This window comes from Actinomadura sp. NAK00032 (assembly GCF_013364275.1).
Lineage (GTDB): Bacteria > Actinomycetota > Actinomycetes > Streptosporangiales > Streptosporangiaceae > Spirillospora.
In genome coordinates, this window is record NZ_CP054932.1 from 8,092,545 (window position 1) to 8,111,412 (window position 18,868).

Consider the following 18,868-nt stretch of genomic DNA (forward strand, 5'->3'; position numbering starts at 1 on the left):
AAGCGGGCGGTCCCCGCCTACGGGCTGTCGTACGCCCCGGCGGGAATCGTTGGTTCAGATGGTCAGTACGCCTGGCCGTACACGCCGCGCGACTGGTCGCGGACGACCCTGCCGTCCTCCAGCTCGACGACGCGCTTGCGGAACGCGTCGACGATAGCGGCATCGTGGGTGGCCATGACGACGGTGGTGCCGGTCCGGTTGATGCGGTCCAGCACCTTCATGATGCCGATCGAGGTGGCGGGGTCGATGTTCCCCGTGGGCTCGTCCGCCAGCAGGATCATCGGCCGGTTGACGAACGCCCGCGCGATGGCGACGCGCTGCTGCTCGCCGCCGGACAGCTCGTCCGGCATCCGGTGGGCCTTGCCCTCCAGGCCGACGAGATCGATGACCTCGGGGACGACCTTGCCGATGAAGCGCCGCGGCTTGCCGATCACCTCGAGGGCGAACGCGACGTTCTCGAAGACGTTCTTGTTGGGCAGGAGGCGGAAGTCCTGGAAGACGCAGCCGATCCTGCGGCGCAGGTGCGGCACCTTCCAGTTGCTCAGCCGGCTCAGGTCCTTGCCCGCCACGTGCACGTGACCCTGGGAAGGACGCTCCTCCTTCAGGATGAGGCGCAGGAAGGTCGACTTGCCGGAGCCGGACGGCCCCACCAGGAACAGGAACTCGCCCTTCTCGATGGCGACGTTCACATGCTGCAGGGCGGGCCGGTTCTGGCTCGGGTAGACCTTGGTGACGTTGTCGAAATGGATCACGGCTGCATCACGGCGGTTCGCTGTAGGGGTTGGGGAGCGGCCCGGCCCGCGGCCACGGACGCGTCCGTGAGCACTTGCCTGCGCCGCCCGGCTTCACGACCGGGTGGGACGCGGAGCCTTCGAGCAGTGTAGAGGGGACCGGGAACTACCTCGGCCCACTCGGCACGGTACGGGCATCCGGGGGCGTCACTCCATCCGATCGGTGCGTTCCGTCCGATCAGTGCCATGTGAACCGTCTCCCGACGTCCGGCCGTTTCCTACCATCAAGCTCCCGGACTTGCGGGAACGACCCTACAGTCCGGCTACGCTGGATGATGGCGAAAGATACCTAATAAGTGGACGGACACCGAAGAAGCGGACGCTTCGCCTGCACGGACCCGCGTACCGATCCCGGAGATTGGGGCCACGACATGAGCTGCGACCATCTCATCTGCGCTCGGTGCTCGAACCCGGTGGTGGAAGGGCGCTGCCCCACCTGCCGGGAGGCCAGGTCGGAGCTGCACCGGCACGGGCCGTCCCTCCCGCCCGCGCTCGTCCTGGCGATCCTGATCGGCCTGCTGTTCGCAGCCCTCGTCCTGCAGCGCGTCTACGGCTAGGGCCCGCCGCGGCTACGGCTAGGGCCCGCCGCGGCTACGGCTTCTTGAGGGGCGGGGTTGCGGCCTTCGTCACAGCGCCGTCGTCGGCGACCATGTGCGCCTTCGGCTGCGGGTCGTCCTTCTCCTTGACCTTGGGCGGGTCGAACGCCGCGAAGTGCAGCGTCGCGGTGGTGTCGACCTCGTTGCCCTCGACCGTCCCGTCGAGCAGGTGCTCGGCGTTCTCGGGGATCTCCGGCTTGGGGGCGCCCGGCTCCTCGGCGACCAGCGAGGTGTTGCGGAACAGCGAGTACACGACCAGGCCGCCGCCGTTCTTCGTCCGCAGCGCGAAGTAGGGGAACGGCGTCGCGGTGTAGACGGTCTGGAGCGTCAGGTCGTTCTTCTTGGCCTTCTTCTTCGCACGCTTGGCGTCCTTGTAGAACCCGGTCGTCACGGCGTTGGAGGCCATCACCTTGGCGGCGACGCTGCCGCCGCCCTCCGCGGCGATCGTCGCCTGGATCCCGCCGACGTCGCGGGGCCGGATCAGCAGCGACTCGTCTTCGCTGCTCAGCGCCTCCGCGTAGCCGTCCTCGCCGATCGCGACCTTCGGCTCCTTGACCTTCTTCTGCAGCGGGGCCGCGAGCGTGAGCTTCCAGTGGTCGGACGGCCCGCGCAAGATGAAAGCCATCAGCACCCTGCGCCTGCTCTTGCTCTTGGACTCGCCCAGGACGGACCTGTCGACCGACACCAGGAACCACTGCGGGAAGGCGCCGTCCTTCAGCTTCGGCACATACAGCTTGGGCTTGCCGTAAACGAAACGCCGCACCGGGTCGCCGTCGTAGGCGGCCTTGCGGAACTCGGCCGCGGTGAGCTGGGACTGGCCGTCGGACGTCCACGTCAGCGCGAGCCGCTCGTCACCGGCGGAGCGCGCCACATCCTCGTCGGTGACATAGGTGCGGAACGCCTGCCCGGCGACCTGCGGGGTCAGCGGGACCGGGGCGGGCGGGGAGGTCTCGGGCACGGCGGCCTCCGGCCGCGCGACCGCCTTCTCCTGCGCGCAGCCCGCGACCGCGAGCGCCAGGACGAGCGGCACCGCGGCCGCGATCATCCTCAGGAAGCTGTGCAAGGACCCGTCCCCCGGACCGGACTCCCGGCCGGCCGTCGTCGGCCGGCCTCCTCGGCCCGTGATTCTGCCATCCACATGATATTGACCCTACGACCAGGGCGCCCGGCGGGCGACGCGATCGGCACGGCGCGGAAGATGCGCGGGGGACGGCGCGGCGGGCGAGGCGGCGGCCGCGTGCCGAGCCGTGCGGGGACGCGATAAGCAGTGCCGGGACGGCGATAAGCTCGGACCGTGGCAGGCATCGAACCGGAAGAGCAGCTCAAGGAGCTCGGCGCGACACTGTCCAGTATCGAGCAGGTGCTGGACCTCGACGCCATGCGCCGCGACATCGCCGAGCTGCGCGAGCAGTCCGCCGACCCCGACCTGTGGAGCGACCAGGAGCGCGCCCAGTCGGTCACGCGCCGCCTGTCGCACCTGGAGAGCGAGCTCGGCCGGGTCGAGGGCCTGCGGCAGCGGGCCGACGACGCCGCCACGCTGTACGAGCTGGCCCGCGAGATGGACGACGCCGACACGCGCGCCGAGGCCGACGAGGAGCTCGCGGCGCTGCACAAGGCCGTCCAGCAGCTGGAAGTGCGCACGCTCATGTCGGGCGAGTACGACGCCCGGGAGGCGCTGGTCACCATCAACGCGCAGGCCGGCGGCGTGGACGCGGCCGACTGGGCCGAGCAGCTCCAGCGGATGTACCTGCGCTGGGCCGAGCGGCACGGCTACCCCACCGAGGTCTACGAGACGTCCTACGCCGAAGAGGCCGGGATCAAGTCGACCACGTTCACGGTGAAGGCCCCCTACGCCTACGGGACGCTGCGCGGCGAGCACGGCACGCACCGCCTGGTGCGGATCTCGCCGTTCGACAACCAGGGCCGCCGGCAGACCTCGTTCGCCGGCCTGGACGTCGTCCCCGTCGTGGAGCAGAGCGACCACGTCGACATCGACGAGAACGACCTGCGCGTGGACGTGTACCGGTCGTCCGGGCCGGGCGGCCAGGGCGTCAACACCACCGACTCGGCGGTGCGGATCACCCACCTCCCGACCGGGATCGTCGTGTCCTGCCAGAACGAGCGCAGCCAGCTGCAGAACAAGGCCACGGCCATGAACGTCCTGCAGGCCAAGCTCCTGGAGCGCAAGCGCCAGGAGGAGGCGGAGAGGATGTCCGAGCTGCGCGGCGAGGGCACCAGCAGCTGGGGCACGCAGATCCGCAACTACGTGCTGCACCCGTACCAGATCGTCAAGGACCTGCGCACCGGCATCGAGGCGGGCAACCCCTCCGCGGTGCTGGACGGCGACCTCGACGAGTTCATCGAGGCCGAGATCCGCTGGATGCGCCAGCAGGAGACGGCCTGACCCCGTCCCGCCGAGGCGGGGCGTAGCGGACTTCCCCCATTCACAGCGTGACTGCGCGGTCACTCTGCGAAGATGGCGCGCGGATCAACCGTCGCCATTCGGGGGGCCTCATGGCCGCACGCACACATGTTCCGATCACACCACTCGCCGGCGCGCTCGGCGGCTGCCTGCTCGTCGCGGCGCTGACCGCCGGCTGCTCCGGCTCCGGCTCGTCCGCCGAGGCGGCGAAGGCCAAGGGGACGCCCGCGCTCACCAAGGCGCAGGCCGAGCAGGTGCTCGTCTCCTTCACCGAGGGGCTGAACCTCGCGGGGAAGCGGCTCAGCGCCAAGGCGCTGCGCACCGTCGAGACCGACCCGCAGCTGACGATGGACGTCGCGGCGCTGAAACTCCGGCGCGCCGTCCGCAAGCCGCCCGGGAAGCTGGCGTTCACCAGCAGCGCGTTCTACATCCCGCGCCTCACCGGCTACCCGCGCTGGTTCGCGGCCGACACCACCACCGGCAAGGGCGACCGGGCGATCCGGCACGCGCTGCTGTTCACGCAGGACAAGGCGGGCGCGCCGTGGCTGCTCGCCGCCGACCCCTACATCGCCGAACCGGCCCTGCCCAAGGTCGCCCTCGACCCGGAGGGCTTCGCCACCCCGGTCGACCCCGCGGCGCAGGACCACCTCGCCGTCGCACCCGCGAAACTCCCGCAGGCGCACGCCGCCCTGCTCACCAACGGCCCGAGCGCGTCCGGCGCCGCCCTGCTGGCGGACGGGGCGCGCACCAGCGAGACCTACAAGGCGCTCAAGCAGGGCGAACGGGCCCTCGCCGGACGCGGCGTCACGCTGTCGTCCCGCTTCTCCCCCGCGCCCTACAAGATCTACGCGCTGCGTACCAAGGACCGCGGGGCGATCGTCTGGTATGTCCTGAAGCAGAATGAGGCGTACTCCGCCACGAAACGGGGCAGGCTGTCGGTGAGCGGGGATCTTGTCGGGCTCGCCCCGGCCAAGTCCGCCAGGACGCGCATGGACACCACCGTCCTCGTGCAGTACCTGGCCACCGTTCCACCCAAGGGCCGCGCCACGGTCAACGGCATGTACCGCAAAGCCGTCCTCGCCCACGGCTCCTGAACTCCGTCGGATGCCGGGCGGTCCAGCTTCTTCTGACCGCTGCAGCAGGACCGTCCCGGCATCCGACGGGTTGTGTTTATTGTTTTTCTCTCGGCGGTCGGGCCTTGGCGGCCCTCCCTTCCACGAGAAAAACGGCGATCGCTGCATCGCTCCGGCTCGCCTTGCGGCTCGCTTCGCGATCAGGTTTCTTGCTTCGCTCGAAACCTGGCTTCGCACGCGATCGCAACGTGGGCCTTGTCGCAACCTGAGCTTACGGACGTGTGCCTTGGCGTCCGTGCCTGGTTGCGGTGGTGGTTGAGGTGCGCGCGTTCGTGGCCTGCCGTCCGCGCGGTGATGGCGCCCGTCCCTGGGTGGGACGGGCGCCATGGCCTTACGCCTCGCTGGACGGGAGGGAGCTCGCGGTCACCAGGGTGCGGATCGCGCCCAGGGCCACCGAGAGGGTCGCCAGGTCGAAGCTGTCGCTCTCCCAGATCTCGCTGAGCGTCTGCTGGGCGCGCTGGACGGCCGGCTTGTTCTTCTCCGCCCAGTGGATCATGCGCTCCTCGGGCTGGCCGCCGGGCTCGCTGGTGACGAGGACGTCGCGGGTGAGCGCGGCGTGGGCCGTGTAGAGGTCGTCGCGGAGCGCGGAGCGGGCCAGCGTGCGCCACTTGTCGTCGCGCGGCAGGGCGATGATGCGCTCGCGGAGCCGGGACAGCTGCAGCCGGTCGGCGAGGTCGAAGTAGACCTCGGCGACCTCCTCCACCGGGCGGCCCGTGTCGTGCGCGACGCCGACCAGGTCGAAGGTGGAGTAGGCGGGGACGAACGCGGCGCAGCGCTCGGCCAGGTCGTCCGGCACGCCGAGTTCGGCGAAGCCGTCGCGGCGCTGCTCGAAGGCCGACAGGTCCAGGCCCACCAGGAGCTTGGACACGTGCGCGCCGAGCGTCGCCGCGCCGCCGCTGAAGAAGTCGATGCTCTCCCGGATGTCGAACGGGGGCCGCCGGTTGTGCAGCAGCCACCGGGCGGCGCGCTCGGTGAGCTTGCGCGCCTCCAGCCGCATCGCTATCTGCGTCGACTCCTGCACCTGGTGGGAGAGGCTCTCCACGTCCCGCCAGAACCGCGGCATCTCGAACACCTCGCGGGCGACGAGGTAGGCGCGGGCGATGTCGGACGCCGAGGCGCCCGTCTCCTCGTTCATGCGGAACACGAACGTGGAGCCGCTCGCGTTGACCACGTCGTTCACCACGGCGGTCGTGATGATCTCGCGGCGCAGCGGGTGCCGGTCCATGAAGCGGCGGAACCGCTCGCGCAGCGGGGTCGGGAAGTAGTCGACCAGCCACGACTCCAGGTAGGGGTCGTCGGGCAGGTCGGACGCGACGATCTGGGCGTCCAGCGCGAGCTTGGCGTAGGCGAGCAGGACGGAGAACTCGGGGCCGGTGAGCCCGAGCCCGGCCTGGCGGCGCTCCGCGAGCGCCTTGTCGTCCGGCAGGAACTCCAGGCGGCGCTTGAGGCGTCCGTCGCGTTCGAGCTTGCGCATGTAGCGGGCGTGGACGTGCAGCATCGCGGGCGCCTGCGCGCGGGCCGCGGCGAGCACCACGTTCTGCGCGTAGTTGTCGCGCAGGACGAGCCGCCCGACCTCGTCGGTCATCTCGTAGAGCAGGCCCTCGCGCTGCTTGCCGGTCAGCTCCCCGTCCCGCACGACCTGGTCGAGCAGGATCTTGATGTTGACCTCATGGTCGGAGGTGTCGACGCCGGCGGAGTTGTCGATGAAGTCGGTGTTGACGATGCCGCCGTTGAGCGCGAACTCGATGCGGCCGAGCTGGGTCACGCCGAGGTTGCCGCCCTCGCCGAGGACCTTGCAGCGCAGCTCGGCGCCGTCCACCCGGACCGGGTCGTTGGCCTTGTCGCCGACGTCGGCGTTGTTCTCGGCGGACGACTTGACGTAGGTGCCGATGCCGCCGTTCCACAGCAGGTCGACCGGGGCCCGCAGGACGGCCCGGATCAGCTCGTACGGGGTGAGCGCCTTGACCCCGTCCTCGATGCCGAGCGCGGCCCGCATCTGCGGGGTGATCTGGATCGACTTGGCGGTGCGGGGGAAGACGCCGCCGCCCTTGGAGATCAGCGCGGCGTCGTAGTCGGCCCAGCTGCTGCGCGGCAGCTCGAACAGCCGGCGGCGCTCGGCGAACGAGGCGGCCGCGTCCGGGTCGGGGTCGACGAAGACGTGCCGGTGGTCGAAGGCGGCGACGAGCCGGGTGTGCTCCGACAGGAGCATGCCGTTGCCGAACACGTCCCCGGACATGTCGCCGATGCCGACGGCGGTGAAGTCCTCGCTCTGGACGTCCTTGCCGAGCGAGCGGAAGTGGTACTTGACCGACTCCCAGCCGCCGCGGGCGGTGATGCCCATCGCCTTGTGGTCGTAGCCGACGGACCCGCCGGAGGCGAACGCGTCGCCGAGCCAGAACCCGTACTCGGCGGCGACGCCGTTGGCGATGTCGGAGAACGTCGCGGTGCCCTTGTCGGCGGCGACGACCATGTAGGTGTCGTCGCCGTCGTGCCGGACGACGTTCGGCGGCGGGACGACCTTGCCGTCCACGAGGTTGTCGGTCAGGTCGAGCAGCCCGGAGATGAAGTCCTTGTAGCAGGCGATGCCGGCCTTCAGCCAGGCCTCGCGGTCCACGGACGGGTCGGGCAGCTGCTTGCCGACGAAGCCGCCCTTCGCGCCCGCCGGGACGATGACGGTGTTCTTCACGGCCTGCGCCTTGACCAGGCCCAGGATCTCGGTGCGGAAGTCCTCGCGCCGGTCGGACCAGCGGAGCCCGCCGCGCGCCACCGACCCGAACCGCAGGTGGACGCCCTCGACCTTGGGCGAGTACACGAAGACCTCGTACATCGGCCGCGGCTGCGGCAGGTCGGGGATGCCCTCCGGGTCGAACTTCATCGCCAGGTACGGCTTGCCCTGGTAGTGGTTCGTGCGGAGCGTCGCCTGGACGAGCGCCACGTAGGCGCGGAGGATGCGGTCCTCGTCGAGGCTCGCGACCTCGTCCAGCTTGCCCTGGAGCTCCTCGTTGATGCCGGCGCTGCGCTCCTCCTCGCCGCCCTGCAGGGACGGGTCGAGGCGGCTCTCCCAGAGGCGCACCAGCAGCCGGGTGATGGAGGAGTTGCGCAGCAGCACCTGCTCGACGTACCGCTTGGAGAACGTCATGCCGGTCTGCCGCAGGTACAGCGCGTAGGCGCGCAGCACCATCGCCTCGCGCCAGGTCAGCCCGACGTGCAGGACGAGCGCGTTGAACCCGTCGTTCTCGATCTCGCCGCGCCACAGCGCGGTGAACGCGTCCTGGAAGAGGTCCTTGATGGCCTCCTCGGCGACGTCCGCCGGCGGGACGTAGCGCAGGCCGAGGTCGTAGATCCAGAACCGGCGGCCGTCGGCGGTGCGGATCTCGTACGGGCGCTCGTCTATCACCTCGACGCCCATGTTCTGCAGCAGCGGCAGCACCCGCGACAGCGAGATCGGCTCGCCCAGCCGGTAGATCTTCAGCCGCCGCTCGCCCGGCTCCGCGTTGTATGGCTCGTACAGGTTGATCGAGGTGGCGCCGTCCTCGCCCAGCTCGTCGAGGCGGCGCAGGTCGGCGACGGCGGTGCGGGCCGGGAAGTCGGCCTTGTAGCCCTCGGGGAACGCCTCCCCGAACGCGCGGCCGAGGGTGCCGGAGCGCTCCTCGCCGCACTGCTCGACGACGGCGTCGGCGAGGTCGTCCTCCCAGGAGCGGGTGGCGTTGGCGAGCCGCTCCTCCAGCTCGGCGACGTCGACGATCGGCAGCGGGCGGCCCCGCTCGCCGCGCACCACGACGTGCAGGCGGGCCAGCAGCGACTCGGTCACGTTGGCGCTGTAGTCGACGCTGACGCCGTCGAACGCCTGCTTCAGCAGGTCCTGGATGCGCAGCCGCACCTTGGTGGTGTAGCGGTCGCGCGGGAGGTACACCATGCACGACATGTAGCGGCCGTACAGGTCCTGGCGGAGGAACAGCTTCAGCTGGCGGCGCTCGCGCAGCCGCAGCACGCCGAGGGAGATCTTCAGCAGGTCGTCGACGGTGATCTGGAACAGCTCGTCGCGCGGGTAGCTCTCCAGCACCTCGATGAGGTCCTGGCCGTCGTAGCTGTCGGCGGTGAACCCGGCGCGCTCCAGCACCTCGTCCAGCTTGCGCTTGAGGACGGGCACGTGCGCGATCGACTCGCTGTAGGCGACGTGCGTGAACAGGCCGAGGAAGCGGCGCTCGCCGACGACCTCGCCGGACTCGCCGAACTTCTTCACCCCGATGTAGTCGAGGTACAGCGGCCGGTGGACGGTGGCGCGCGAGTTCGCCTTCGTCAGGATCAGCAGGCGCTTCTCCGCGGCGCGCTTGCGGACCTCGGGCGGCAGCGCCGCGAAGCTGTCGGACTCGCGCTTGTCGCTCCGCAGGATCCCGAGCCCCGTGCCCGGCTCGGGCCGCAGCGCCGTGCCGTCGTCGGTGAGCGTGTAGTCGCGGTAGCCGAGGAAGGTGAAGTGCCCGTCGGCGAGCCAGTCGAGCAGCTCGACGCCCTCGGCGATCTCCTTGTCGGGCAGCGGGGGCCGCGTCTCCTGGATCGCGGCGGCGACCTGGCCCGCGCGGGCGCGCATCTTCGGCTCGTCCTCGAAGGCGACCCGGACGTCCTGGAGGACGCGCAGCAGGTCCTTCTCCACCGCGTCGAGGACGGCGCGGTCGCTGGTACGGTCCACCTCGATGTGGATCCACGACTCGTCCACGTCGGTGTCGCTGTCGAGCTTGTGGCGGAACGCCTTCATGTGGCCCGCGACGTCGCGGTCCACGCCGAGCAGCGGGTGGACGATCAGGTGCGTGGTGAGCTGGTGCCGGGTCAGCTCCATCGTCACCGAGTCGACGATGAACGGCATGTCGTCGGTCACGACCTGGACGACCGTGTGGCCGGGGTCCCAGCCGTACTCCTCCAGCGTCGGCGTGAAGACGCGCACCTTGGCACGCCCCTGCGGGCGCTCCTCGCCGAGCGCCCGGTGCGCCATCGCCGGGCCGCAGATGTCGGCAGGGTCGCGGGCCATGAGGTCCTCATGGTCGACCTGCCGGTAGTAGAGCCGCAGGTAGTCGAAGACCTCCTCGACGTCCCCGCCGCGCGCCCCCGGACGCTGCGCGCACGTTTCGGCGGCCCGCCGGAGCAGGTCGTCCTTCGCTTGATCGAGCATGCCGCCCATCAACAACAACTCCCCTTGAGACCCTTCGCCACCTCGTTGTGGCGCCGCTCACTGCATGAGCGTAGCCAGGAATCGCCGCAAAGCCGACCTGCTCTGGCGCAAGGTCAGCGTGGCCTATGCCACCTTGCCAGCCCGGCCCGCCCCCGGACGGTTTCCCATGCCGAGGGGTACCGGGGGACGTCAGCCCCCGGTGTTGGCTTCGGTGCCGCCGCCCCCGGGATTGGTGGGCTCGGTCGGCGGGGTGCCCGGGTCGGTCGGCTTGTCGGTCGGCTCGGTCGGCACGTCGGTCGGCTTCGTCGTCGACTTCGTGGGCGCCGGGTCGGTCGGGGTGATCGACGGCGTCGGCGTATCGGACGGCGTCGGGCTCTGCGTCGGCGTCGGGCTGCCGGTCGGGGAGGACGTGTAGGACGGCGCCGTCGACTGCTGGACGGGCCGCTGCGACGTCGGCGGCGCCGAACTCGGCAGGACGTCGGTCGACGCGGGCGGAGCGCTCGGGTCGCTGACCTTCTGGCCGGCCTTGCCCTTGTCGCCGGAGCCGAGCATCAGCACGGACGAGACCACCACGATCGCGACGAACAGCGCCGCGGCGCCGGCCAGCAGGGCGGAGCGTCCGGAGCCGGCGAGCGCGTACCGCAGCCCGCCGCGGCCGTTCCGTCCGCCGTGCGCGCCGTGCCCGTCGCCGTCCGGCTCGCCGACCATGACGAGTTCGGGGGGCAGCGTGTTGCCGGCGGCCCACCCGGCCGGGGTGGGCGGAAGGCCGTAGTCGTCCACGCCCGGGTCGGTGCCGGCCGGGGCGTCCGCGTCGTGGAAGGCGGCGACCGTCTCCACGGGCTCGTGCTCGGCGGCGGCGGCCGGGAGGGGCTCGAAGTCCTCGTCGCCGGCCTCGGCGGCGCGCACGGACCCGGCCGCGAGCATCGCGGTCTCGTCGGTGCCGCCGGACCGGGGCGCGGGACGTCCCGTGCTCGCGGCCTCCTCGTGCCCGAGCAGCCGCATCAGCACCTGCCGGGCGCCGGGGCGCAGCTCGGGGTCCTTCTCCAGGCAGTCGAGGACCAGATCGCCCAGCGCGCCGTCGAGGCCGCCGAGGTCGGGCTCCTCGTGCAGGATCCGGTTGATCACGGCGGGGATGGTGTCCTGCCCGAACGGGGGCTCCCCGGTCGCGGCGAACACCAGCGTCGCGGCCCAGCAGAACACGTCCGCGGGCGTGCCGACCTCGTCGCCGCTGATCTGCTCGGGCGCCATGTAGGACGGGGTGCCGATCACCCGGCTGGTCAGCGTGGTGGCGCCGCTGATCGCGCGGGCGACGCCGAAGTCGATGACGCGCGGGCCGTCCGGGCCGATCAGCACGTTGTGCGGCTTGAAGTCGCGGTGCACGATCTTCGCCTGGTGGATCGCGGCGAGCGCCGTCGCGGTGCCGACGGCGAGCCGGTCGAGCGCCGCGCCGCTCAGCGGGCCCTCGTCCAGGACCTGCTGGTTCAGCGACGGGCCGCGCACGTACTCGCTGACGATGTAGGGCCGGTCGCCGTCCGCGTCGGCGTCGATCACCTGCGCGGTGCAGAACGGCGCGACCTGCTTGGCGACCTCCAGCTCGCGCAGGAACCGGGCGCGCGCCTTGTCGTCGGACGTCAGCTCGGCGTGCAGCAGCTTGATCGCGACCTGCCGGCCGTCCTCGGCGGCGCCGAGGAACACCGTGCCCTGCCCGCCCTCGCCCACCCGGCCGATCAGGGCGTACGACCCCAGCCGATCCGGATCACCGGACCGCAGCGCCCCAATCTCCATGCGTGGAACCGTCCCTCTCTGGATCGACGGGCCGTGCTCCCGGCCCGGATCACCCCTCCGACTGTGTGACGCCCGAACCCCGAGGGAAGTTCACCCGATCCGGCGGGGTACCCACCCTAATGGCGTCTCTTCTCACAGCGATACCGACGAGCACGATGTCACACCGGCGACACTGGTGGCATGGCAATGCTCGACGGGCGCCGCGTCCACACGCGCGCCGACCTCATGGCCGAGCACGGGCTCGGACGCAGCACGCTGGAGAAATGGCACCGCGAGCGCGCGTCCAACGGCCATCCCGAGCCGGCCGGGACGGTCGGCTCCCAGCTCGCCTGGGACGCCGCCGACTGGGACCGCTGGTACGCCGCGCACCGCGCCCGGGACGTCCCGCCGGGCCTGGCGACGCGCGACGAGCTGGCCGAACGGCACGGCGTCAGCCGCCACCGCCTCAAGCAGCTGTGGGCCGACCGCGCGTCCAACGGCCATCCCGACGTCGCGCACCGCTCCGGCAAGGCGATGTACTGGGACGAGGCCGCCTGGACGTCCTGGTACCGCACCCTCGGCGACCGTCCCGCCGAAGAGGACCCCGACGACCTCGTGACGCTGGCCGACGCGGCTCGCATCCTCGGCCTCGCCCAGACGAGCGTCACCGTCTACGCCAGGCGCCCGCCCGCCGGCTGGCCGGAACCCGCCCAGGTCGAGCCGCTGCGCGGCGGCCGCGTCCGCCGCCTCTACCGCCGCCGCGACATCCTCGCCTACGCCGCCTCCCGCACCCGCTGATCTCCCGAATTCTCGGTACGCTGCGGGTATCTCGCCCGTACGATGTCACCGTCTGTCGTCAAAAGGGAGCTCAGTGTCATGGCAGTCGCGGCCATCGTGCATTACACGCTGTCGGACATCCCATATGCCCTGTGGGTGCGGGGAGAACTCGCCGACGAGATCAACCTCCCGAAGGACGGCAGCCGGGTCGAGGTCATCAGAGGAGAGATCGTCGTGTCACCCGCTCCCGTCTTTCGCCACAATCGCATCGCCACGGCCATCGGCCATGCCATGTCCGTGGCGACTGTGGCCGATCCCGGCTTCCGTTGGGTGTTCGTACAGGCCAACGAACTCAACCTGGTGCCGGTCAAGGACGGGTGCATCCCCGACCTCATCATCATCGACAGGGATGTCGCCGAAAAGGTGGATGATGAGGACCGCAGGCAGGTACTGCCCGAGGAAGTAGCGGCGGTCGTCGAGATCACCTCGCCGACCAATGCGGGAAACGACCGCCCGCCGCGGCTTGTGCAGGTGCTCGGTACCAAGCGGAGCGCCTACGCCAAGTCGGCCGTCCCGTTCTACCTGCTCGTCGACCGCGACCCCCGGATGCCCGGCGTCACCCTCTACGGCGAGCCGGACGTCCAGGCGGGAACGTACGAGCCCCTCCACACCTGGAAGTTCGGCGAGGTCGTCAAGCTTCCGGCGCCGCTCGGCTTCGAGATCGACACCGAGCGGTGGAAGCCCTGGACGGAGTAGCCCCTACGGGGTGAAGTGGGTGAGGACCTCCGGGTTGGCCATGGAGTCGCGGTTGGCGGCCTTGTCCACCGGGGTGCCCTGGAGGATCTTGCGGACGGGGACCTCCAGCTTCTTGCCCGACAGGGTGCGCGGGATGCCGGGGACGGCGGTGATCTCGTCCGGGACGTGCCGGGGCGACAGCGACGACCGGATCTCGCGCCGCAGGTTCTGCACCAGCTCCTCGGTGAGGGACGCGCCCTCGGCGAGCTGGACGTACAGGAGCAGGCGACCCTCCTGGCCGAGGCGGCCGGTGTCGATGACGAGGCTGTCGGTGATCTCGTCGAACGCCTCGACGACGCGGTAGAAGTCGGAGGTGCCCATGCGGACGCCGCCGCGGTTGAGGGTGGAGTCGGAGCGGCCGTAGATGACGCAGCCGCCGTCCGGCAGGATCTTGATCCAGTCGCCGTGCCGCCACACGCCCGGGTACATGTCGAAGTAGGAGTCGCGGTACCGGTCGCCGTTCTCGTCGTTCCAGAAGGACACCGGCATGGACGGCATGGGCTCGGTGATGACCAGCTCGCCGACCTCGTCGATGACGGGCTTGCCGTCCTCGGCGAAGGCCTCGACCTTGGCGCCGAGGCCGCGGCACTGGATGACGCCGGCGCGCAGCGGCAGCAGCGGTGACGGGCCGACGAAGCCGGTGCACAGGTCGGTGCCGCCGGAGAACGAGCCGAGCAGCAGGTCCCGGCCGACCGCGTCGTACACCCAGGCGAAGCCCTCGGGCGGCAGCGGGGAGCCGGTCGAGCCGATGCCGCGCAGGCCGGACAGGTCGTGCTCCTCGCCGGGGCGGCGGCCTTCCTTCGCGGACGCCGTGATGTAGGGCGCGCCAACGCCCATGTAGGTGACGCCGCTGTCGGCGGCCAGCGACCACAGGTCGAGCGGGGCGCCGTCGTACATGACGATGGTGGAGCCCACCAGCAGGCCGCCGATGAGGTAGTTCCACATCATCCAGCCGGTGGTGGTGAACCAGAAGAACACGTCGTCGGGGCCGATGTCCTGGTGGAACGACAGGGCCTTGAGGTGTTCGAGCACCACGCCGCCGTGCCCGTGCACGATGGGCTTCGGCAGCCCCGTGGTGCCGGACGAGTACACGACCCACAGCGGGTGGTCGAAGGGGACGTCCTCGAACTCCAGCGTGTCGCGGTCGGCGCGCGGCAGTTCGCCGTAGTGCATGCCGACCCGCAGGCCCTCGGGGGTCGCGGCGGGGTCGAGGTAGGGGATCAGGACGGTGGCGGCCAGGCTCGGCAGCTCGGCCTCGATCTCGGCGACGGTCTCCCGCCGGTCGAAGTGCTTGCCGTTGTAGGCGTAGCCGTCCACGGCGATCAGCACCTTCGGCTCGATCTGCGCGAACCGGTCGATGACCGAGGACGACCCGAAGTCGGGCGAGCACGACGACCAGATCGCGCCGAGCGACGCCGTCGCCAGGAAGCAGATCAGCGCCTCGGGGATGTTCGGGACGTAGGCGGCGACCCGGTCGCCCTTGCCGACGCCGAGGCCGGCCAGTCCCGCGCGGACCTCCGCCACGTGCAGCGCCAGCTCCCGGTACGTCAGCACGCGGTGCCCGCCCGCCTCCGACCGGAAGATCACCGCGGTCTCGTCGGGGGTCTCGTCCGCCCGGCGCAGCGCGTTCGCGGCGTAGTTGAGGGTCGCGCCGGGGAACCACTTCAGGCCGTCCACCGGCATCGGCCCGCCCGACCGGACGGGGCCGCCGCCGCGCTCGCCGACGACGTCGAAGTACGACCAGATCGCGTCCCAGAACGCGTCGACCTCGGTGACCGACCAGCGCCAGAGCTCGTCGTAGGACTCGGTGCGGACGCCCCGCTCCCACAGCCAGTGGACGAAACGGGTCACCCGCGCGTTCGCGACGACCTCCTCCGACGGCTCCCACAGCGCCGAACCCTCGGATACCCCACCGGCCATCTCGCTCCCTCCCTGCCGCGCCACGGCGCGCGGCCCTCCCCAATATCGGCCCGGCTCCGCACACCGCGCAACCTGCCCGGTCCGCCCGCCGCTACGCGCTCGAAGCCCCGCCACATCTCAGGCGAAACCGCGTCCGCGGGCAACCCGGGTCGTCCACACAGCACCCGGCCGGGACATCCTCACCGTCCACACGGCCTGGTTTTCCACAGGATCGCATTCCCGTTCCGCCGGCGCCCGCCGCCCTCGACACTGCTGTCACGGGGGCAAGCCGGCGGAAGGGAACGGATCGGATGGGGTCAGAGGCGGGTCAGGTCGGCCACGGCGGTGACGACGGCGTCGGTGTCGGCGAGCGTCGCGAGGACGGTGTCGGCGCCGGCGGCGCGGAGTTCGGCCTCGGTGGCGCTGCCGGTGGCGACGGCGATGATCGGGGAGCCGGCGATGTGCGCGGCCTGCACGTCGCGGGGCGAGTCGGCGATGTAGACGGTCGCGGCCTCGGAGTAGGCGGTGCCGTGCCGCTCGCCGGCGCGGGTGCGGGCCAGTTCGAGGAGGGCGGCCTTGCTGTAGACGCCGTTCTCGTAGCCGCCCGCGGCGAGGTCGAGGCGGGCGGCGAGGCCCAGTTCGGTGGCCTTCAGCATGGCGTTCGGCTGGATCGAGCCGGTCAGCACCGACTGGACGACGCCGGGGACGTGGGCGAGCGCCTCGACGGCCTCCGCGGCCCCGGCCAGCACCCGCCCGTGGGCGCGCAGATCGGCGCGGCGGGACGCGAACGCCTCGGCGAGCGCGTCGAAGAACGCGGGCAGGTGGTCGTCGGTGGTGACGACGTCGTTGAACGCGAGCGTCTCGAAGATGATCTCGGACTCGGTGCGGCCGGGGGTGGGCGCGAGCCGGACCAGCGGCCGCCCGATGGTCCGCTGGAACGCCTCGGCGTAGGCGTCCCGGGTGACCCGCCCGACGTCGACCAGCGTGTGATCGATGTTCCACAGCACCAGACGGTTCAGCGTCGACATCCCGTTCCCATGCGCGGTCGAAGGAGCACGGGCGGGCGCCGGAGCCGGTACCCGCCACGGTGGGCGACCTTATCGTCCGGCCTTGCCGCCCCCGACCGCAACCGCCCTGTCAGGGGCCCATGTGGGGGTAGCGGTAGTCGGTCGGCGCGACGAACGTCTCCTTGATCGAGCGGACGCTCGTCCAGCGGGTGAGGTTGAAGACCGAGCCCGCCTTGTCGTTGGTGCCGGACGCGCGGGCGCCGCCGAACGGCTGCTGGCCGACGATCGAGCCGGTCGGCTTGTCGTTGATGTAGAAGTTGCCGGCGGCGAAGCGGAGCTTGGCGGTGGCCTCGGCGATGGCGGCGCGGTCCTCGGCGATGACGGCGCCGGTGAGGCCGTACTCCGAGCTGCCCTCCATCTGGTTGAGGACGGTGTCGTAGTCGCCGTCGTCGTAGACGTGCACGCCGAGGATCGGGCCGAAGTACTCGCGGGTGAAGATCTCGTCGGTCGGGTCGGACGACTCCAGGACCGTCGGGCGGACGAAGTAGCCGCGCGAGTCGTCCAGCTCGCCGCCGACGAGGATCCTCATGGTGTCGATGCCGCGGGCGCGGTCGATGGCGGCGCGGTGCTTGGCGAACGCGCGGTCGTCGATGACGGCGCCCATGAACGCCGACAGGTCCTCGGCGACGTTGCCCATGGTGAGCGACTCGGTCTCGGCGAGGAAGTCGTCCCGCATGCGGTCCCAGACCGAGCGCGGGATGTAGGCGCGGGACGCGGCGGAGCACTTCTGCCCCTGGTACTCGAACGCGCCGCGGACGAGCGCGGTCTTGAGGATGGCCGGGTCTGCGGACGGGTGCGCGACGACGAAGTCCTTGCCGCCGGTCTCGCCGACGATCCGCGGGTAGCCCTTGTAGCCGGCGATGTTCTCGCCGATCGTCCGCCAGAGGTTCTGGAAGGTGGCGACGGAGCCGGTGAAGTGCAGGCCGGCGAGGTCGGGGTGGCGCAGCGCGACGTTGGAGACGGCGCGGCCGTTGCCCGTGACCATGTTGATCACGCCGGGCGGCAGGCCCGCGGCCTCCAGCACCCGCATGGTGAAGTGCGCGGCGAGCTGCTGGGTCGGGGACGGCTTCCACACCACGACGTTGCCCATCAGCGCCGCCGACGTCGGCAGGTTCCCGGCGATCGCGGTGAAGTTGAACGGGGTGATCGCGAGGACGAACCCCTCCAGCGGCCGGTACTCCAGCCGGTTCCACACGCCGGGCGGCGACAGCGGCTGCTGCTCGTGGATCTGCTGCGCGTACCCGACGTTGAACCGCCAGAAGTCGATCAGCTCGCAGGCGGCGTCGATCTCGGCCTGCTGCACCGACTTGGACTGGCCGAGGATCGTCGCGGCGTTCACCGTGGCGCGCCACGGCCCGGCGAGCAGCTCGGCGGCGCGCAGGAAGATGGCGGCCCGGTCCTCGAAGGCCATGGCCCGCCAGGCGGGCGCCGCCTCGTGCGCCGCGACGACCGCCTCGGTCACGTCCGCCTCGGTGGCGTCGCCCATCCGGCCGAGGACGTGCGCGCGGTTGTGCGGCTCCACGACGTCGACCGGGGTGCCCGCGCCCATGCGGTGCTCACCGGCGATCGTCATCGTCAGCTCGGTCTGCGTCCCGCCGAGCTCCTTGATCCGGGCCTCCAGCGCGGCCCGCTCCGGGCTGCCCGGCGCGTATCCCTTCACCGGCTCGTTCGCCGGTACCGGCACGGTGGTGACGGCGTCCATCTCGCGGCTCCCTGCACTCCGACGGCAGTGTCGATGTGCCGGGACCTACCCGCCCGACCGCCCGAATACCGCCCGCCGCACCACAGGACCCCATGTGGGGGAAGCCCCCAGACCCACACAAGCGACTGCCCCCTGGCCCTGCACACCACCGGCCCTGCACACCACCGGCCCTGCACACCACCGGCCCTGCACACCACCGGCCCTGCACACCACCGGCGTTGCTCTAAGGCGTTTTGGGTGCTGGTCAGTCGAGGAGGTGTTGGAGTTCTTGGGTGGCGTACCAGAGGAGTTCGTGGCCTTCGGCGCCGTCGACGGTGAAGCGGGCGTCGTCGTCGCCGGTGTCGGCGGCGGGGAGGGCCTCGACGGCGGCGGCGATGTCGGCGGCGGCGCCGGGGTCGTCCACGTGGGCGGAGGCGATCTTCTTCCACGGGACGGCGGCGGTGATCTCCACCAGGGCGCGGTCGCCGCCCGCGGGGGCGGCGTCGCCGCGCGGCCAGGTGACGGCGGCGTCGGGGACCTCGGCGGCCAGCACGACGCGGCGGCGCGGGGCGGACGGGTCGGCGGCGAGCAGCCGGAGGGAGGCGCGGGCGGCGGCGGTCATCGCCGCGTACTCCAGCTCCTCCAGGTCGCCGCTCGCGTACCACTCGCGCAGCGCGGGCGTGACGGCGTGGGCGGCGAGCGGCGCGGGGCCGATCTCCCGCGCGGCGTGGACGCCGGCGAGGAGCGTGAGCGTGGACGGCAGATAGACGCGCATGACG

Annotated in this window: 13 protein-coding genes; 5 read left to right on the plus strand and 8 right to left on the minus strand. The window is 71.4% G+C overall.

From position 1 onward, the window contains the following. Positions 1-62: 62 nt before the first annotated feature. Positions 63-752: a cell division ATP-binding protein FtsE gene (ftsE, locus tag HUT06_RS37105; RefSeq protein ID WP_021597771.1), complete on the minus strand. Its 690-nt coding sequence runs from the start codon at positions 750-752 to the stop codon at positions 63-65. A gap of 410 nt (positions 753-1,162) precedes the next feature. Between ftsE and HUT06_RS37110 the strand changes: the two genes are divergently transcribed. Beyond that, positions 1,163-1,348 carry a hypothetical protein gene (locus HUT06_RS37110; RefSeq protein WP_176199986.1) on the plus strand — a complete coding sequence of 62 codons (186 nt, stop codon included), beginning with the start codon at positions 1,163-1,165 and terminating at the stop codon, positions 1,346-1,348. Positions 1,349-1,382: 34 nt separating this feature from the next. On the opposite strand, the gene HUT06_RS37115 is transcribed toward HUT06_RS37110, so the two are convergent. Beyond that, positions 1,383-2,432 (minus strand): hypothetical protein, encoded by a 1,050-nt coding sequence (locus HUT06_RS37115; protein WP_176199987.1) that lies wholly within the window; start codon positions 2,430-2,432, stop codon positions 1,383-1,385. 249 nt (positions 2,433-2,681) lie between these two features. Here HUT06_RS37115 and prfB point away from each other — a divergent pair, with 249 nt between their 5' ends. Next, a complete protein-coding gene (gene prfB, locus HUT06_RS37120) occupies positions 2,682-3,791 on the plus strand; it encodes a peptide chain release factor 2 (protein ID WP_176199988.1) in 1,110 nt (369 codons plus the stop codon). 110 nt (positions 3,792-3,901) lie between these two features. Continuing rightward, positions 3,902-4,903 carry a hypothetical protein gene (locus tag HUT06_RS37125; RefSeq protein ID WP_176199989.1) on the plus strand — a complete coding sequence of 334 codons (1,002 nt, stop codon included), beginning with the start codon at positions 3,902-3,904 and terminating at the stop codon, positions 4,901-4,903. Positions 4,904-5,273: 370 nt separating this feature from the next. On the opposite strand, the gene HUT06_RS37130 is transcribed toward HUT06_RS37125, so the two are convergent. Together HUT06_RS37130 and HUT06_RS37135 are read right to left on the minus strand one after the other, a co-directional pair. Next, entirely contained in the window at positions 5,274-10,115 is a 4,842-nt protein-coding gene (locus HUT06_RS37130; RefSeq protein ID WP_176199990.1) for an NAD-glutamate dehydrogenase, read from the minus strand. A gap of 180 nt (positions 10,116-10,295) precedes the next feature. Further along, a complete protein-coding gene (locus tag HUT06_RS37135; protein ID WP_176199991.1) occupies positions 10,296-11,891 on the minus strand; it encodes a serine/threonine-protein kinase in 1,596 nt (531 codons plus the stop codon). Positions 11,892-12,071: 180 nt separating this feature from the next. On the opposite strand from HUT06_RS37135, the gene HUT06_RS37140 reads away from it, so the two are divergent. After that, positions 12,072-12,668 (plus strand): hypothetical protein, encoded by a 597-nt coding sequence (locus tag HUT06_RS37140; RefSeq protein ID WP_176199992.1) that lies wholly within the window; start codon positions 12,072-12,074, stop codon positions 12,666-12,668. 78 nt (positions 12,669-12,746) lie between these two features. Beyond that, the gene (locus tag HUT06_RS37145; RefSeq protein WP_176199993.1) at positions 12,747-13,403 is read left to right on the plus strand and encodes a Uma2 family endonuclease; all 657 of its coding nucleotides are present in this window, start codon (positions 12,747-12,749) and stop codon (positions 13,401-13,403) included. Between the two features lie 3 nt (positions 13,404-13,406). On the opposite strand, the gene HUT06_RS37150 is transcribed toward HUT06_RS37145, so the two are convergent. The 4 genes from HUT06_RS37150 to HUT06_RS37165 form a co-directional block, all read right to left on the minus strand. Continuing rightward, positions 13,407-15,362 (minus strand): acetoacetate--CoA ligase, encoded by a 1,956-nt coding sequence (locus HUT06_RS37150; protein ID WP_176199994.1) that lies wholly within the window; start codon positions 15,360-15,362, stop codon positions 13,407-13,409. Between the two features lie 296 nt (positions 15,363-15,658). Then, on the minus strand, positions 15,659-16,369 hold the full coding sequence (locus tag HUT06_RS37155; RefSeq protein WP_176199995.1) for an HAD family hydrolase: 711 nt from the start codon (positions 16,367-16,369) through the stop codon (positions 15,659-15,661). Positions 16,370-16,478: 109 nt separating this feature from the next. Then, a complete protein-coding gene (pruA, locus tag HUT06_RS37160) occupies positions 16,479-18,110 on the minus strand; it encodes an L-glutamate gamma-semialdehyde dehydrogenase (protein ID WP_176199996.1) in 1,632 nt (543 codons plus the stop codon). A gap of 244 nt (positions 18,111-18,354) precedes the next feature. Then, positions 18,355-18,864 carry a hypothetical protein gene (locus HUT06_RS37165; protein ID WP_176199997.1) on the minus strand — a complete coding sequence of 170 codons (510 nt, stop codon included), beginning with the start codon at positions 18,862-18,864 and terminating at the stop codon, positions 18,355-18,357. Between the last annotated feature and the right edge of the window lie 4 nt (positions 18,865-18,868).